17 protein-coding genes are annotated in these 15,760 nt (G+C 40.1%); 5 read left to right on the top strand and 12 right to left on the bottom strand.

Features of this window, described 5'->3' with window-relative positions; genetic code table 11:
* Positions 1 to 18: 18 nt before the first annotated feature.
* Entirely contained in the window at positions 19 to 1,134 is a 1,116-nt protein-coding gene (locus F946_RS05055) for an S-(hydroxymethyl)glutathione dehydrogenase/class III alcohol dehydrogenase (RefSeq protein ID WP_004693257.1), read from the bottom strand.
* A gap of 118 nt (positions 1,135 to 1,252) precedes the next feature.
* Between F946_RS05055 and F946_RS05060 the strand changes: the two genes are divergently transcribed.
* Positions 1,253 to 2,806 carry a phospholipase D family protein gene (locus tag F946_RS05060; protein WP_004979829.1) on the top strand — a complete coding sequence of 518 codons (1,554 nt, stop codon included), beginning with the start codon at positions 1,253 to 1,255 and terminating at the stop codon, positions 2,804 to 2,806.
* A gap of 258 nt (positions 2,807 to 3,064) precedes the next feature.
* A complete protein-coding gene (locus F946_RS05065; RefSeq protein WP_035326816.1) occupies positions 3,065 to 3,502 on the top strand; it encodes a hypothetical protein in 438 nt (145 codons plus the stop codon).
* Between the two features lie 62 nt (positions 3,503 to 3,564).
* Here F946_RS05065 and F946_RS05070 read toward each other — a convergent pair whose 3' ends face one another.
* The 7 genes from F946_RS05070 to F946_RS05100 all read right to left on the bottom strand — a co-directional run bounded on the left by F946_RS05070 (position 3,565) and on the right by F946_RS05100 (position 9,467).
* On the bottom strand, positions 3,565 to 4,158 hold the full coding sequence (locus F946_RS05070; protein ID WP_004979831.1) for a uracil-DNA glycosylase family protein: 594 nt from the start codon (positions 4,156 to 4,158) through the stop codon (positions 3,565 to 3,567).
* A 30-nt stretch (positions 4,159 to 4,188) separates the two neighbouring features.
* Positions 4,189 to 4,899, bottom strand: a complete 711-nt coding sequence (locus F946_RS05075; RefSeq protein WP_004979832.1) for an SGNH/GDSL hydrolase family protein — start codon at positions 4,897 to 4,899, stop codon at positions 4,189 to 4,191.
* 179 nt (positions 4,900 to 5,078) lie between these two features.
* Positions 5,079 to 5,402 (bottom strand): pyrimidine/purine nucleoside phosphorylase, encoded by a 324-nt coding sequence (locus tag F946_RS05080; RefSeq protein WP_004693265.1) that lies wholly within the window; start codon positions 5,400 to 5,402, stop codon positions 5,079 to 5,081.
* A 151-nt stretch (positions 5,403 to 5,553) separates the two neighbouring features.
* Positions 5,554 to 6,297 carry an SDR family oxidoreductase gene (locus F946_RS05085; protein WP_004979839.1) on the bottom strand — a complete coding sequence of 248 codons (744 nt, stop codon included), beginning with the start codon at positions 6,295 to 6,297 and terminating at the stop codon, positions 5,554 to 5,556.
* A gap of 15 nt (positions 6,298 to 6,312) precedes the next feature.
* Positions 6,313 to 7,011 carry a histidine phosphatase family protein gene (locus F946_RS05090; RefSeq protein ID WP_004979841.1) on the bottom strand — a complete coding sequence of 233 codons (699 nt, stop codon included), beginning with the start codon at positions 7,009 to 7,011 and terminating at the stop codon, positions 6,313 to 6,315.
* Positions 7,008 to 8,129 carry a phosphotransferase family protein gene (locus tag F946_RS05095; RefSeq protein WP_004979843.1) on the bottom strand — a complete coding sequence of 374 codons (1,122 nt, stop codon included), beginning with the start codon at positions 8,127 to 8,129 and terminating at the stop codon, positions 7,008 to 7,010. The genes F946_RS05090 and F946_RS05095 overlap by 4 nt, the downstream gene beginning before the upstream one ends.
* 96 nt (positions 8,130 to 8,225) lie before the next feature.
* Positions 8,226 to 9,467: an acyl-CoA dehydrogenase family protein gene (locus F946_RS05100; RefSeq protein ID WP_004979845.1), complete on the bottom strand. Its 1,242-nt coding sequence runs from the start codon at positions 9,465 to 9,467 to the stop codon at positions 8,226 to 8,228.
* A gap of 94 nt (positions 9,468 to 9,561) precedes the next feature.
* On the opposite strand from F946_RS05100, the gene F946_RS05105 reads away from it, so the two are divergent.
* Both F946_RS05105 and F946_RS05110 read left to right on the top strand, forming a co-directional pair.
* Positions 9,562 to 10,479 carry a LysR family transcriptional regulator gene (locus tag F946_RS05105; RefSeq protein WP_004979846.1) on the top strand — a complete coding sequence of 306 codons (918 nt, stop codon included), beginning with the start codon at positions 9,562 to 9,564 and terminating at the stop codon, positions 10,477 to 10,479.
* A gap of 216 nt (positions 10,480 to 10,695) precedes the next feature.
* Positions 10,696 to 11,250, top strand: coding sequence for a thermonuclease family protein (locus F946_RS05110; protein WP_004979847.1), 555 nt, complete (start codon positions 10,696 to 10,698; stop codon positions 11,248 to 11,250).
* A gap of 58 nt (positions 11,251 to 11,308) precedes the next feature.
* Here F946_RS05110 and F946_RS05115 read toward each other — a convergent pair whose 3' ends face one another.
* The 4 genes from F946_RS05115 to F946_RS05130 all read right to left on the bottom strand — a co-directional run bounded on the left by F946_RS05115 (position 11,309) and on the right by F946_RS05130 (position 15,211).
* Positions 11,309 to 11,911: a nitroreductase family protein gene (locus tag F946_RS05115; RefSeq protein WP_004979848.1), complete on the bottom strand. Its 603-nt coding sequence runs from the start codon at positions 11,909 to 11,911 to the stop codon at positions 11,309 to 11,311.
* 187 nt (positions 11,912 to 12,098) lie between these two features.
* Complete coding sequence (locus tag F946_RS05120) at positions 12,099 to 12,590, bottom strand: hypothetical protein (RefSeq protein ID WP_004693302.1); 492 nt, start codon at positions 12,588 to 12,590, stop codon at positions 12,099 to 12,101.
* 107 nt (positions 12,591 to 12,697) lie between these two features.
* Complete coding sequence (gene fumC, locus F946_RS05125) at positions 12,698 to 14,092, bottom strand: class II fumarate hydratase (RefSeq protein WP_004979849.1); 1,395 nt, start codon at positions 14,090 to 14,092, stop codon at positions 12,698 to 12,700.
* 111 nt (positions 14,093 to 14,203) lie between these two features.
* Positions 14,204 to 15,211, bottom strand: coding sequence for an NAD-dependent epimerase/dehydratase family protein (locus F946_RS05130; protein WP_004979853.1), 1,008 nt, complete (start codon positions 15,209 to 15,211; stop codon positions 14,204 to 14,206).
* 263 nt (positions 15,212 to 15,474) lie between these two features.
* On the opposite strand from F946_RS05130, the gene F946_RS05135 reads away from it, so the two are divergent.
* The gene (locus F946_RS05135; protein WP_004979854.1) at positions 15,475 to 15,702 is read left to right on the top strand and encodes a hypothetical protein; all 228 of its coding nucleotides are present in this window, start codon (positions 15,475 to 15,477) and stop codon (positions 15,700 to 15,702) included.
* Positions 15,703 to 15,760 lie beyond the last annotated feature (58 nt).

A 15,760-nucleotide genomic window follows, 5' to 3' on the forward strand; every position in this document is an offset into this window, starting at 1 on the left:
TAAACATATTACAGCGAATTAGTCTTCAAAATGAATCACAGTACGGATTGATTTCCCATCATGCATTAAGTCAAAGGCTTCATTGATTTTGTCGAGACCCATGGTATGCGTAACAAATGGAGCTAAACGAATGTCGCCAGTCATTGCTTCTTCAACCATACCTGGCAGTTGTGAACGACCTTTTACACCGCCAAAAGCTGTCCCTTTCCAGGTACGGCCAGTGACCAGTTGGAATGGACGCGTTGAAATCTCTTGGCCTGCACCTGCCACACCAATAATCACCGACTGCCCCCAACCACGGTGTGCACATTCAAGTGCTGAGCGCATGACATTGGTGTTACCAATACATTCAAATGAGTGATCAACCCCCCAACCAGTCATTTCAACAATGACTTCTTGTACAGGACGGTCATGATCTTTTGGGTTTACAAAATCAGTTGCTCCGAATTCTGCTGCTAATTTATATTTGTCAGGGTTCGTATCAACCGCAATAATACGGCTGGCTTTGGCTTTTTTTGCACCTTGTACAACAGCTAGACCAATACCGCCTAAACCAAAGACTGCAACGGTATCACCCTCTTGTACTTTAGCTGTATTTTTGACTGCACCTAAACCAGTGGTCACGCCGCAACCCAATAGACAGACGTGTTCAGGGTTAGCCTCTGGATTGATTTTAGCCAAAGACACTTCTGCGACAACGGTATATTCAGAAAAGGTTGAACAGCCCATGTAGTGATAAATCGGTTGTCCATTATAAGAAAAACGCGTTGTACCATCTGGCATCAGACCTTTGCCCTGCGTAGCTCGAACTGCAACACATAGATTGGTCTTGCCTGACTGGCAGAATAAACACTCGCCACACTCAGCCGTATACAGTGGAATAACATGATCACCCGGCTGAACGCTGGTTACACCTTCACCGACCTGAACTACGATACCCGCACCTTCATGACCTAAAACTGCTGGAAAAACACCTTCAGGATCATCACCAGATAAAGTAAATGCGTCGGTATGGCATACACCTGTATGGGTAATCTTGACTAAAACTTCACCTTTTTGCGGTGGAGCAACATCAATTTCTACAATTTCCAGAGGTTGTCCAGGTCCAAAGGCAACAGCTGCACGTGATTTCATTTTCGCTATCCTTAACAGGTCTTTAACAGATGCGCTACAGTAACCGCTTTTTATTCTCTGTTTCAACCTATAACATGTGAAATATATAACTTATAAAAATTAGGTCTTTAAAAGAAATATGGCGATACCAACTCATTGTCGACCCCTGATTTTGCTGAGCACCGTTTTAACACTCGCGGGATGCCAGCTCGCCCCCAATCAGGCTAAGCCTTCAGCCCCTGTAGAGGTATATGCAGAACATTGGCTCAAGGGTCAAGATGTATCTGCACAGCAAAAACAGGGACTTACGGCTTATTTGGCGTTGGACGAAGCATTTATGAGCATTGCCTCACGCTTACACTTGATACGAGAGGCCAAGCACAGTCTAGATGTCCAATACTATATTTGGGGAGATGACTTTATAGGCCATATGATGTTGCACGAACTGCTGAATGCTGCGGATCGTGGGGTGAAAGTACGTTTATTAATTGATGACCAAAACGGCACGGCACTTGATGAAACTCTCAAAAAACTGAGCGCTCACCCCAATTTTGAAATCAAATTATTTAACCCTTACAAATACCGTCATTTACGTGTGATTGATTATGCTTTTCGCTTCAATCATATTAACCATCGTATGCATAACAAACTGATCATTGCTGATGGTGCAATTGCGGTAACTGGTGGTCGTAACATCAGCAGTGAATACTTTGATGCCAGTGAAAAATTCCAATTTACCGATTTGGACATTTTGTTTTATGGGAAAGCTGTAGAACATGCTAACAGTGTATTTCTAAAATTCTGGAATGATGATCTCAGTTATACAATTCCCCAATTAGTGGGTCGTGGAACAAAAGAAGAACTGGCTCAATTAAAACAGCACTATGAAGCGGATGCCTTAGATAAAAATGTGATTGAACGGAAAATTGATTTGGCTCGGATACAAGTCGATTCAGAACTAACTAAACATCCTGTTAACTGGGCAAAGGCTCATTTCATTGCCGATTCTCCCAATAAAATTCGCGGCGAAGCAAAGCCTGATGAAATCATTGTCAAACAAATGTTCGATTTGATGGGCAAGCCTGAAAAGCATATGGAGTTGGTCTCCGCATATTTTGTTCCAACCACAGCAGGTGCTGACTACCTTTCCAATTTGGCAAAAAATGGAACTCGAGTTCGGGTCTTAACCAATTCGTTATTAGCTAATGATGTTGCCATTGTGCATGCATTTTATAAAAAATATCGCCGTGGCTTACTCGAAAATGGCGTCAAATTATATGAATTTAAACCCTATATCGAACGAGAAAAATACACATGGTATGAAGTAGCAACTGGGCATGTGATTCCAGCTAAAGGTCGAAGTTCCTCACGGCTCCATGCCAAATTTTTTGATATAGACGGAAAAGTCTTTGTCGGTTCGTTTAACTTTGACCCACGCTCAGCCCATTTAAATACAGAAGTCGGCTTAGTGGTGGAGTCAGATCAATTGCAAAATGCAATCTCACACAAGTTAGATGAATTTCTCCCGCATATTGCATATGAGTTAAAGCTTAATCCTCAAGGCGATATCATTTGGCTTGAACATCAAAAAGATGGAACTGTCATTGAACATCAAAAAGAACCCGAAACTACAAAATTTCAGCGTTTTATGATGAAAGCCGTGTCATACCTACCCATTGAATGGATGATGTAATTACAGGTGAATGACGTTATCCATATTCTCTAATGTATGATAGCTTTCTGTTTAGGCTGAGTGCTTTGTTTTTTAGGCTCAGCTTAAAAATACTTTATCTATTGCTATTTTTAATAAACACCGTTGAATATAAGACTCGAACAGAATAATTGGATCTGATACCTAAATTCATTCAAGGGCTTGAAAGGTTTTACTCAGTAGACACTTTGATTTAACATGCAGCCCTTCTTTTTTATTTCCCCTTTACAAAGTTTAGTAATGCAATTTTTTGATTTAAGTCGTCAGTTTAATCTCAGTAATATTTTAACCCCTTACAAAACACTAGAAGATCTTGCTCGACAAGAATGGTTTCTAAGTAAAGTGCGTGTTGAGCATGACTGCTTGAGTGACAATGACATGGTTGAAGGGCAAGTCGTTTTAAAATCCAATCAAAATATCCAAATTGAACTGGAGTGGCTAATCCAAGATACAGGCCATGAACTTTTGGTTCAGTTTAAAGGGATCGAAACAGCTGCAAGCGAAGAGACTTTTGTTTTGGTGAAAGGTGCACAATTGATCGATGAATCGCAACAGCCACTTTCGGCAGGTGCACTCAGCCTATGGATTGATGGAACATTATTTCCTATGCTGCCACAACTACGTAAACAGATTAAAGCGCGGCTTAATCTCTGGGACTATGTTGAGTACGAAGACTAAAGCAGACCAACCATCTACGAATGGCTGGAATATTCAGTCATGTGGATAATCCAAATAGTAACCTAAAGTAAGCCTATTTCAGAAAATAAGTTGTAATAAGCTTCGGCTTTTTTCTCTAAAGCCAAAGGATAGGCACGAGAAGAAGATGGCATCCGATAAAGCCTCAGGTCTCGCCCAGCAAAATGTGTCTCGGACTTCATGCCAATTTGTGGTTTTAACGTACCTGTAGGCATAGACAGCATAAGCGTATCAGTGGCTTTATCGCCCGTGGTCATCACACTATGACATCTGGGCATTTGTTCAAGTAAATGTTGCACATTGGTTGGGGTAATAATGTGCAAAAACTTATCTGAAGCATTGCCCTTTTGGCGAATCACTTCATAGGCCGTATCAAAAATCGCAATGCCCCGTTCATTTAAAAATGTACGGATCTGTTGTTCTTTAAATGTCTTCTGCTCGATATTGAGAAAATAATTTTTATCTTGGAAAAAACACAAGCCAAATATTTTCCACATATCATTTTGAAAATTTGGATAGTAAAAGTCCATTTTCCAGCGGGCCTTGGGCGGTGGAAAGCTGCCCAGCATCAATAATTTGGCATTAGATGGCAGGAACGGTTCAAGTGGATGTTTTTCAATTTCAACTGAATGTGTCATAAGCTATAAAAAATTTGTCTTTATTGCATTTTAAAAAGATTGGCGTATTTTTTCAGCCACTTGTTTACCCCAATACTGATAAATTTCTTTGCTGGGGTGGAAACCGTCTTTGGCCATAGCTAAGTTTAAAGCCAAAAACTTCTTTAGATCGTACTCTATCCACTCCATCTGATTGTGCTGTGCGACAAATTGGCCTAATTCTAAGTTCATCGCTTTAGCATATTGACCGAACAACCATGCAAGTGGGTTTGGAAGTGCGGGAAACTGATCCATCGGGGGGACACCAGATGCAATCGTTAGTTGTGGACTAAACTTATGTTTGAGTATGTCATAAAGCTGCTTCTGTTTTGCGATCCAAGCCTGCGGCGATGTGAATTTTGTAATGTCATTTACGCCCACAGAAGTAATGATGACATCAAAATGCTGTGTCTCAAGCATTTGGATGGACTGAATGACCTGATCTGTGGTGAATCCCGTCGTTGCGTGTAAATAAAATTGAATACTAAATTCAGATGACAGTTCTTTTAAAATTGAACCCAATAACGCATCATCTTGAGCATTTACACCGACACCTGCCGCTGCTGAATCCCCCAAAATGAGCAAAGCAAGCGACTTACCCACGCCCTTTTGTCCAATGCGCTCTCCTTCGGGTTCAGCCAATCTTGGTGTATTTTTTTTGACGGCATAACCTTGAAAAAGAATGACTGGAATCAAAGCCAGCGTATAAATTTTTAATCGCATATTCAGTGACTGGGTCTAAGCTAGCTGAGAGATGAAAATAGTATACGTTGAATTGCGTCTATACACTGACTTAAATAGTCTTCAGAAATATTGCTTCAAAGTTAATGATAAAAAATACATATAATCATAAAGTTACAAGAGTTAATGTTATTCTAGCCATTTTTAGTCTTTGTCTTCGGCTATTTTTCCAAGTGACAAATATAATCTACGACTTCACTTGCCATCATACTAAAGCGGCTGTTGGCAGGAACATCAAAACTTTCACCTGCATGATACAGCCTCATTTCAGTCTGTAGCCCAATTTTAACTTGGCATTGACCTGAAACAATTTCAATATGCTCCGCGACATGCGTTTCAAAAGTCAGTGGTTGATCTGTAGGCAAAATAACGCCAAGGGTCTTTTGTGAACCATCTTCACATTGAATAACATGGCTAATTGAGCGCCCACCAAAATGGACATTGGGCTTTTTTCTAACTGAAACAAAGTCGAATTGTGTGGACATCTTAATCACCTTTTTCTTCAATGCTACCTCGGGTTTATGACCAACTCATGAATGCACTCAAATAATCATCTGTAAACAGCAACGTATGTTTAGAAGGCACTCACATAGTTAAAAATAAAAAGGCTGATTGATAGTCTTTTTATTTCAATCATTAGCCCAGTTTATTGACCAATTTCAGCGGTAAAATTTTCATTGCTAAACCTAGTGGTAACCACGGCCATTTAGGGACATAGGCTTTTACAGGGGCTTTTTCAATTTCTGCTGCCAACAGTCGTGAACCTGTTTTTTCATCCACTTCAAAAGGTAGTGGTTTTGCACCCTCATTGATTTCTGTACGAATATAGCCAGGGAAAATCGTGGTAACTTTGATTGGGGTATTGAGAAGTTCTGCACGAATACCTTCGGCCAAATGTGCAACACCCGCTTTACTTGCACCGTACGCTGTCAAATGTTTTGGCATACCGCGGACTGCACTCATAGACGAGATAACAACCAAATGCCCTGCATTTTTCTCACGGAAAATTTCAACTGCAGCTTCACACTGCGCTAGAGCTGAAATAAAGTTGGTTTCAACCGTGGCTTTATTAATCGCAAAACTGCCTTTACCAATTCGACGTCCATCTCCAATTCCAGCATTTACAATCACACGGTCTAAATGGCCAAATTCTTGTTTAAATGCACGAAAGACTTCAAACACTTGATCGTAATTGGTCACATCTAAAACTTTAGGGATGACTTTTATGCCGTACTTGCTCTCAAGTTCCTCTTTTAGGCTTTCAAGGCGATCTATGCGTCTTGCACAAATTGCCAAGTTATAGCCTTTTTGTGCAAATTCGCGCGCCATACCTGCACCAATGCCAGAACTTGCCCCTGTAATTAAAATTGTTTTAGCCATGTCTTAATCCTGTCCTTAGATCCATGTCAGTAAGTTTGAGTTTTCGGCTTTAATAAAATGATGTTCATTGAGACTTAAAAGCTGCGGTTCATTCCCCACCAGTCGTAATGTGGTCATGCTGCTATTGGCAATAGCCCAATTTAGCGCAAAAGTTTTATTTGGACTTAAACCTAACAGCTTACCTGCAACCACTGAAATTACACCGCCTGAAGTAAACACCACAGCATAGCGCGGTTTGCTTTGAGCCAATTCATCACACAAATCTTGTAAAGCGACTTCAATTCGACTTTTAAACTCAGGCCATGATTCATCGTATTCATGGTGATAGTCGCCACCTGTCCAGCGTTCAATTGCCCCTTCAAATATCTTGGCCAAATATGCACGTGGGTTCGACTCTTTAGCCACATCGGCTTTGAGTAAATGTGGCTCGTTAAAACGCGGTTCGTAATGAGCAAAGACTTGCTGATGATTGAACTCATTCCATGCAGAATTTGTTAAGACATCTACTTCAGGAAAGCATTCAGCCAAAGAAATACATGCCGTTTGCTGATGTCGCTGCATGGAGCCTGACACCACCATAGGCGCTTCTTTTAAGATCTGATCAAAATATTGACCCAAAATTTTGGCTTGGAGTTCACCATTGTGAGAGAGTTGATCATAACTTTCTGCACCAAAAGATGCTTGCCCGTGGCGAATGAAATAAATAGTGGTCATTTGCCTAATATTTCCTTCATTTTAACAATGTATTTTTGAGCAACTTCATTGGCTTCAATTTTCTGTAAACCAATCAATTTAAGTGCGCGAATATGGAGAGCATGAATCAAAATCCAAAAATCTTTGAAGGCAGGGTTATTGGTCTGTTTATGGTGATAGCGATAATAAATTTGTTGGGCAATCACGGCTAAACGGAAAATGCCAAAGACTTCATAAAAGGTCCAATTCTCGACGTCTAAACCCGTTTTTTCTAAATAATAATCGACCACTTCTTTACGTGTGAACATGCCTTTAAGATTTGTCGGTTGACGACGTGTGGCTTTAAAAAGTGCACTATCCGATTCTTCAACCCAATATGCCAAAGCCGAACCTAAGTCCATCAGTGGATCGCCAAGCGTTGCCATTTCCCAATCTAAAACGCCAATAATTTGCGTCGGATGATTCGGATCTAAAATGACATTATCAAACCGCCAATCGTTATGAATTACACAGGTTTTTGAGTCTGCTGGAATATTATCTTTCAGCCACTTTCGCACATATTTAAATGAAGGGACATTAATGGTTTTGGCTTTTTCAAAACGAGCGTCCCAACCTTCCACTTGACGACGACAGTAACCATCACCTTTACCAAGGTTCTCAAGTTCTGTGCCTTGGTATGGCACTTGATGAAGTTCGATCAGTTTATCAATCACATTGATACACAACTCACGAACTTGGGCTTCTTTAAAATCTAGCTCTCTCGGTAAGTTGGCACGTGGAATAATGCCTTCTACACGTTTCATCACGTAGAAGTCACAGCCAAGAACCGATTCGTCCTGACACAATGCAACCATTTCGGGAAGTACAGGATAAAAAGGGGTTAAATTCTTTTGCACATGATATTCACGTGCCATGTCATGTGCAGATTTAGCTTTGGTACCTTTGGGGGGGCGGCGTAGAATTAGATCGACATTGTCGTATTTCAATCTATACGTCCAGTTAGACGCACCGCCTGAGTATTGCGTGACTTCAACCTGCCCTTGTAGATCGACACCTTGTGCTTTGAGCCAGTTTTCTACGGCTACAGCATCCAGTTCTTCACCCGCCCGAACTGTTCCACCTACATCAATCGCTGACATTCTTTTTTCCCAAACTATCAATCTTTTCTTTATAACTTAGAAGATCATCTATTCTTATTTCAACACGATGAATTAAAGAGATGATCTTCTCCTCTATTATTTTTTACGACGCGTACTATAGCCGCGTTTTGCCAGTTCTAGTTTTGCAATCATGCCTTTATGGACTTCATCTGGCCCATCGGCCAATCGTAGTGAACGTGCTTGAGCGAAGAAACCTGTCAAAGGCGTATCACGCGACACACCTGCTCCGCCGTGAATTTGAATCGCCATATCGACCACTTTTTCAAGCACACTTGGCGCAACGACTTTAATGGCAGAGATTTCAGTTAACGCTGCCATATTCCCTAAAGTATCCATTTTATACGCAGCATACAAGGTTAATAAACGTGCTTGATCAATTGCAACACGTGCATCAGCCACGCGCTCTAGGTTCCCACCTAATTTTAAAATTTCTTTGCCAAATGCAGTACGACTCATACCACGATCGATCATCAACTCTAAAGATTTTTCCGCAGCACCAATGCAGCGCATACAGTGATGAATACGACCCGGGCCTAAACGACCTTGGGCAATTTCAAAACCTTGACCTGCACCACCAATAAAGTTGGAAACAGGAACACGAACATTACTAAAGCTAATTTCACCGTGACCATGGGGTGCATCGTAGTCACCAAAGACTGGTAACATTCGTTCTATTTTGACTCCAGCCGTTTCAACAGGCACTAAAACCATCGAGTGTTGATGGTGGCGATCTTTGGTTTCATCTGGTGTATGTGCCATAAAAATAATAATTTTGGCATTGGGGTCACCTAAGCCTGAAGACCACCATTTACGGCCATTTAACACAATTTCATCGCCTTCGATCACGGCTGTTGCTTGCATATTGGTCGCATCGGATGAAGCAACAGCTGGTTCTGTCATGCAGAAAACAGAGCGAATTTTTCCATCTAAAAGCTGCGTAAGCCACTCTTGCTTTTGAGCTTCAGAGCCATAACGCCACAATACTTCCATGTTCCCACTGTCAGGCGCATTAGAGTTAAATACGGTCGGCGCAAGAAGACTACGACCTGTGAGTTCTGCAATATGAGCATACTCTTGAACCGATAGACCTTGACCCAATTCAGGACAAGGCAAAAACATATTCCATAAACCCGCAGCTTTTGCTTTGGCTTTTAGCGTTTCAAGTTGTGCGGGCCACCGCCATTTGGTCCAGTCACCACCTTGGTTCAGTTCATGTACCTCATGCCAAAAGTCAGTTTCGATAGGCTCAATTTCGTTTTGAATAAATTGTTTGGTACGTTCTACATAATCTTGAGCACGTGCTGAGAGTTCAAACATGGCTACTTCCTTCGATCTATTTTGATATTTTCGCTTTACATCAACATAACCTGAAAACTAATATGAACAAAATGATTTTATTTTATAGATCAGCATGAACAACATTCATAGTAAGTCACCCATTGATATGGGCCTTTTTCATCGCATCGATATCAATTTATACCCGCTTTTTATTGCAATTTATGAGCAAAAAAGTATTTCAAAAGCAGCTCAAATCTTGTCGATTACGCAGTCTGCTGCCAGTCATGCCTTGCAGCGTCTACGTAGCCATTTAAAGGATGATTTATTTGTTCGCTCTGGCAGCCAAATGCTTCCAACACCTTTTGCAGAACAAAATTATCTGATTATTAAAAATGCTTTAATTGCAATCCAAAGTATTTCTATGCAGCAGCAAAGCTTCGACCCGAACATGGTTCAAAGCCTAAAAATTGCGATTCATGATGAAATCGAACCAATTGTTTTCCCAAAGTTAGTCGCTCACTTTCAGAAACTTGGATTAAGTATTCAGTTCATGAGTAGTAAGCTGGACCGTAAAACAGTAGATGCCGATTTAGTTTCTCAACAAATTGATTTTGTGATTGATTTGGAACAAAATTTTGGCGATAAAATTCAATTTGAGAGCTTAGTCAAAGACCAGTTTGTGGCTTGTACTCAGCTCGAGCAAATCAATGCTGAATTGTATTTGGCTGCACCGCATATTGGTGTATCTTCGCGGCGTACTGGTGTTTTGGTTGAAGATGTTCATTTAAATCGTAAGCAACTGTCTAGACAGGTTTTTTTGCGTTGTCAGCACTATTCCACTGCGCTACAAATTTTAGAGCAATATCCAAATGCAATTTTAACGATTCCTCAAAATATTTTGAGCCATTTACATGTTTCCCCTTTACTCAATATTTTTGATGTTCCTGTGAAACTGCCGCAAATGAATATTGGAATTTATTGGCATAAAAATTTAATGGAAAATAAAAGACACCATTTTTTAAGGAGTGAAATTTATAAAATTTTTGCTTAGGCTATTTTTATATCTCATAAATTTGCTTAGGCTATTTCTAAATAAACTAGCTATTTGCTTTTTTTATTTCGCCAGAACTTTGTTCCTGTTTACTTGTTTAATTAAACATCTACTTTCTTATGAAAAATAAACACTTGAGATCACTTAAAGCATTTTAAATAGCGTATCTGCCATACAATGTCTTTTTGATATTTTTATTTTCTATTGATCTCCTCTATGTTTGATCACCTGTCCAATAGCTGGCTCATCGGTATTGGCTTCGTCCTTTGCCTGATACTGGTATTTACTTTTTATAAAATACAAAATGCTCTCAGCCAATTTCTCCATCCTTTTAAAAAAGGTAAAACCTATTGGTGTCGAATTACGGCTATAAGTGATGGTGATACACTGACATGTTATCGCTTTAACTTTCGACGCTCTGAAACCAAATTACGCTTTGCCTATATTGATGCGCCTGAGTCGACTCAAAGCTATGGGCCTGAATCAAAACGCTTAATCAAAAAAATGGTTTATCGGAAAGTGGTTCGTGTTCGCATTACAGACATTGACCGTTATGGTCGCTGTGTAGGTGAAATCTACCGTTTTCGGAGAAGTATGAATGAAGAAATGGTCAAACGTGGTGCAGCATGGGTCTATGAGGACTATATTAAGGATAAAAAGCATTTGAAACATATGAATGCTTTACAAAGTCATGCGAAAAAACATAAGAAAGGTTTATGGCGCGGCACTCGCCCTATTCGCCCGAGTGACTACCGAAAAATGAAGAAGTAGCCGATCTGTAAAAACTAAGTCTAAAAAGCCGCTCCATATGAAGCAGCTTTTTGATTGATTATTTGAAGACTTTAAAGCGTACAGCATCATCCACAAAGCCTTTTTCTTTAGCTTCCCCCTCAACCGAGCCGAAGACCAGTTGTGCACGCAGTTTCCAACTTGCAGGCACATTCCACTCAGCATGGACTTCTTCATCTACAATTGGATTGTAATGCTGTAAAGATGCACCTAAACCTAAGGTATGTAATGCAGTCCAAGTTGCAAACTGTGCTATTGCAGTTGAATGCTCTGCCCATACTGGGAAATTTTCAGCATAAGATGGAAATTGCTCTTGTAGGTTCTGAATTACATCTAAATCTTCAAAAAATAAAACTGTACCTATACCTGCTGCAAAACTGGCCATTTTTGTCGTTGTTTTAGCCTCGCTTTCTGCATCTTTAGCATAAGACTTCAGTTTTTCAGCCACAAAAGTCCAGAACTTTTCATGTTCCGCATTAAATAAAATTACCGCCCGAGATGACTGTGAATTGAACGATGATGGGCTTTGTTTAATGGCAGTTTGAATCAAATCAGTTAAAAATTCAGGGCTGTGCTCGACCTTTTTACCAATGGCATAAATGGTACGACGCTTTGTGATTAAGTCGATGAACTGATTTGACATATTATAAAATCCTTAAGACTATACGGTGAATGATGACGCAATGTATCAAGCAATATTAATTCCAATATTTGACCAAATAATAAAATTTAGTGCTTTAGATGCAGTTTAAATACTTTCTTATGCTCGCAAATACATAGTTTTGCTATCGATATAAAAAATCCTCCATTTGGAGGATTTTTTGAATGACTTAAAATTTGGCTTCTAAGACTTGAGTTGGAATTTTATTTTTCCATAAGTCACGAAGAACGGGTAAATAGAACTTTTCACCCAGTTCAACCAATTCTGCATCGATCAATGCATGAATCTCATGCATAAATAAATAATCAAGTTCAACTGTTTTCAACTGTTGCTGTGCTTTTGCAAAGTCTTTGCGCTTTTGTTGTGCACGTTTCACTAGAGCATCTGCAAAATCTTTATCTTTAAACTGTTTGATCGCGTTTAAGCGTAATTCAATCACGCCCCAACCACTCAACAACAGTTTGAAAAGTTCAAAGTCAGTCGTGGTTGATTCCCATGTCATTTCTTCAAGATTTTCATTTTCAGGTAGTACAGGAAGCAATAACTCCATAACACTTGGGAAAATCTTTTTGAAATTTAAAACAAATTTAACTGGATGTTCACCCGGATAATCGTTAAATTGCACGTTTTTCTGAACATCTGTCAAATAAATATCAAGCATGGTAACTCATCAGCAGTTTATCTTTAGTCGACCATTGTACCGACTTCGCCCAAAGATAAAAACCGCTGATTTTCATTTGCTCTTTAGTTGAGCATCTGGGTCAAGGGCTATTTTACATTTGGGGAAATCATTTGCTCTGGACGTACCACTTCATCAAACTGCTCAGCAGTGACCAAGTTCAACTCCACAGCCACTTGTTTTAGGGTTTTGCCTTCTTTATACGCTGTTTTGGCAACTTTCGCTGCATTTTCATAGCCAATCACTGGGTTTAAAGCCGTAACTAACATCAATGAGTCATGTAAGAAGTGGTCAATTTTTTCGCGGTTTGGCTCAATACCCACTGCACAGTGATCATTAAAGCTATTACATGCGTCACCCAAAAGCTGAATCGACTGCAACAAATTAAACGCAATCACTGGCATGAATACATTCAACTCAAAGTTACCCGATGCACCCGCAACATTAATCGTGGTGTCATTGCCTAAGACTTGAGCCACCACCATGGTCATCGCTTCACTTTGAGTCGGGTTCACTTTCCCCGGCATAATACTTGAGCCTGGCTCATTTTCAGGAATACGTAACTCGCCAAAACCACAACGTGGACCACTTGCCAACCAGCGAATGTCATTGGCTATTTTGTTCAAGCTTACCGCAAGCGTTTTTAATGCGCCTGAAGCAAACACTGCTGCATCACGCCCAGCCAATGCTTCAAATTTATTTGGTGCAGTCACAAAAGGCAGTCCTGTCAACTGTGCCAGTTGCTCCGCTGATTTTTCTGCATAATCAGGATGAGCATTCAATCCTGTACCTACAGCGGTTCCACCTAAAGGCAGCTCATACAAGCCTGAAAGTGCTTGTTGTAAACGCTTTAAGCCGTGATCGAGCTGAGAAACATACCCGCTAAATTCTTGGCCTAAGGTTAAGGGTGTCGCATCTTGTAAATGAGTTCGGCCAATTTTGACGATGTCAGCAAATGCTTGAGACTTTGCCTCTAAAGTATCTCGAAGCTGTGTCACCGCAGGAATCAGTAATTCATTGATCTGAATACTTGCTGCGACATGAATCGCCGTTGGGAAGGAGTCATTGGTCGACTGAGCACGGTTCACGTGATCGTTCGGGTGTACAGGTTTTTGTGCACCTAAGGGATTGCCAAGTTTCTGATTGGCGATATTGGCAATCACTTCATTACAGTTCATGTTGCTTTGTGTGCCTGAACCAGTTTGCCATACCACCAAAGGAAACTGACTATCCCACTGCCCTGCAATCACTTCATCCGCAGCACCGACGATGTATTGCGCCAATTCTTGTGGAATTTGGTTGAGCTCAGCATTGGTCAATGCTGCTGCTTTTTTCACTAAGCCCATGGCACGAATCATTGGACGTGGTAGACGTTCACTACCAATTTTAAAGTTTTGCAAACTACGCTGAGTTTGAGCACCCCAAAGTGCTTCACTCGGTACTTCAACTTCGCCCATCGTGTCATGTTCAATACGTGTTTGCATTTTAACCTCTTCCTTTTTAAGTGAATTGCAAAATGATTATTTTGCGCTTGTTTTCCTTATCTTAATGATTAAGCAAAAATATGTAAATGATAATTGTTATCATTAAATTAATTAACGACCATCTAGACTTTGTCGGTAGAAACGCCATCCATCTTCAAGGGTTTGTTCTAAACTGCGCTTCGCTTGCCAGTGTAAAACGTTTTTCGCTTTACTACACTCGGCTGCGACCTGATCTAATTCCACGATGTTCGAATCCTTCACATCGACTGTAGCAATATCACTTTGCGTCACATTTTCAACTTTTTCAACCAACTGCTGTATCGACACACTTTGACCTGCAATATTAAAAGCATCACAAGCAAACTGTTGAGTACTTAACCATTGTAACGAAGCAGCAATCGCATCACAGGCATCGAGTATATGTAAAAAACTACGCTCTACGGTATGATCTGTGGTTTGTGCACTTTTTCTAAGTTCAATATGATCACGCTGTTTTGCAGCGACTTGCATCAACAGTGGAATAATATTTTTCGGTAAAGGCGGGAACAGTTCTCCGAGCATCGCATTTTCAAATGCACCAGCAACATTGCCCATTCTTAAAATTGCAATTTTCCATTCATTATCCGTTTTTGCTGTATCTCGAATAATTTCTTCGACCATTTGCTGCGATTTGATATACGGGTTTGGATAGCCGTAATTCAGTTCTAAATCTTCTTCTAAATGTAGGCTGGATTCACCATAGACCGCAAGACTTGAAAGATGAACCAAAGTTCGGACACCTGTGCGCTGCATGGCACGCAGTAAACTCATGATACAACTGACATTATCGTTATAGTATTCCAAAGGCTTCAGTACAGATTCTTCAAGCGATTTAAAACTTGCAGCATGCACCACCGCATCGATGGAATACTGCTCAAAAACTTTGTTTAAAGCAGGCGTATTTCGTATATCAATTTTGACAAAAGGCAAGTACATGCCACTAATAAATTCTAATCGTTCAAGAGTTTGTAAGTTCGCATTGGATAAATTGTCTACAATAATGACCTCTTGCCCATGCGCCATAAAGCTCAAAGCAATATGAGAGCCTATAAAGCCTAAACCACCAGTCACTAAAATCATTGTATAGATACTCCTTATAATAATCAGAAAGTTGCATCTCATTGGTGTATTTTTGGTGTTACAAATGAGTTATCCACAGATATTAAACGCAAAAACCGACTCAAAATTCTCTTGAGTCGGTCAATCTGCAAGAGCACTATACCACCATATTATAGGTTCGGAATATTGCATGTGTTACAGTTATACCTATGTACTGTATATTGTTTATGAAAAGAAAAAGATTATTGAATAAATTATGAAGTTTGTGCTTTGAGGGGTATGCAATGGCCTACATCACAAAAGATGGCAAGTGGCTTGCCTATAGAGATGCAACACAAGAAATACTGGAATACGATGACTTTTCAGATATCCAACAAGTTTATCAACCTGAATGGTTTTGGGTCGATGATAAGGACGATGCCAAAGTATTTCATGCTGAAAGTATTGCAAGTTCATTTTTAGTGCGTCGACGTGGGGAGTTTTGGAAAGGTGCTAAGGTTGTTAGAAAATAAATGACTGCTTCTTTATTTCGATGTTATCAATTCTAGGTCTTTAAAAAGATTAATTAAT

The sequence above is a fragment of the Acinetobacter johnsonii ANC 3681 genome (assembly GCF_000368805.1).
In the GTDB taxonomy this organism is placed as follows: Bacteria; Pseudomonadota; Gammaproteobacteria; order Pseudomonadales; family Moraxellaceae; genus Acinetobacter; species Acinetobacter johnsonii.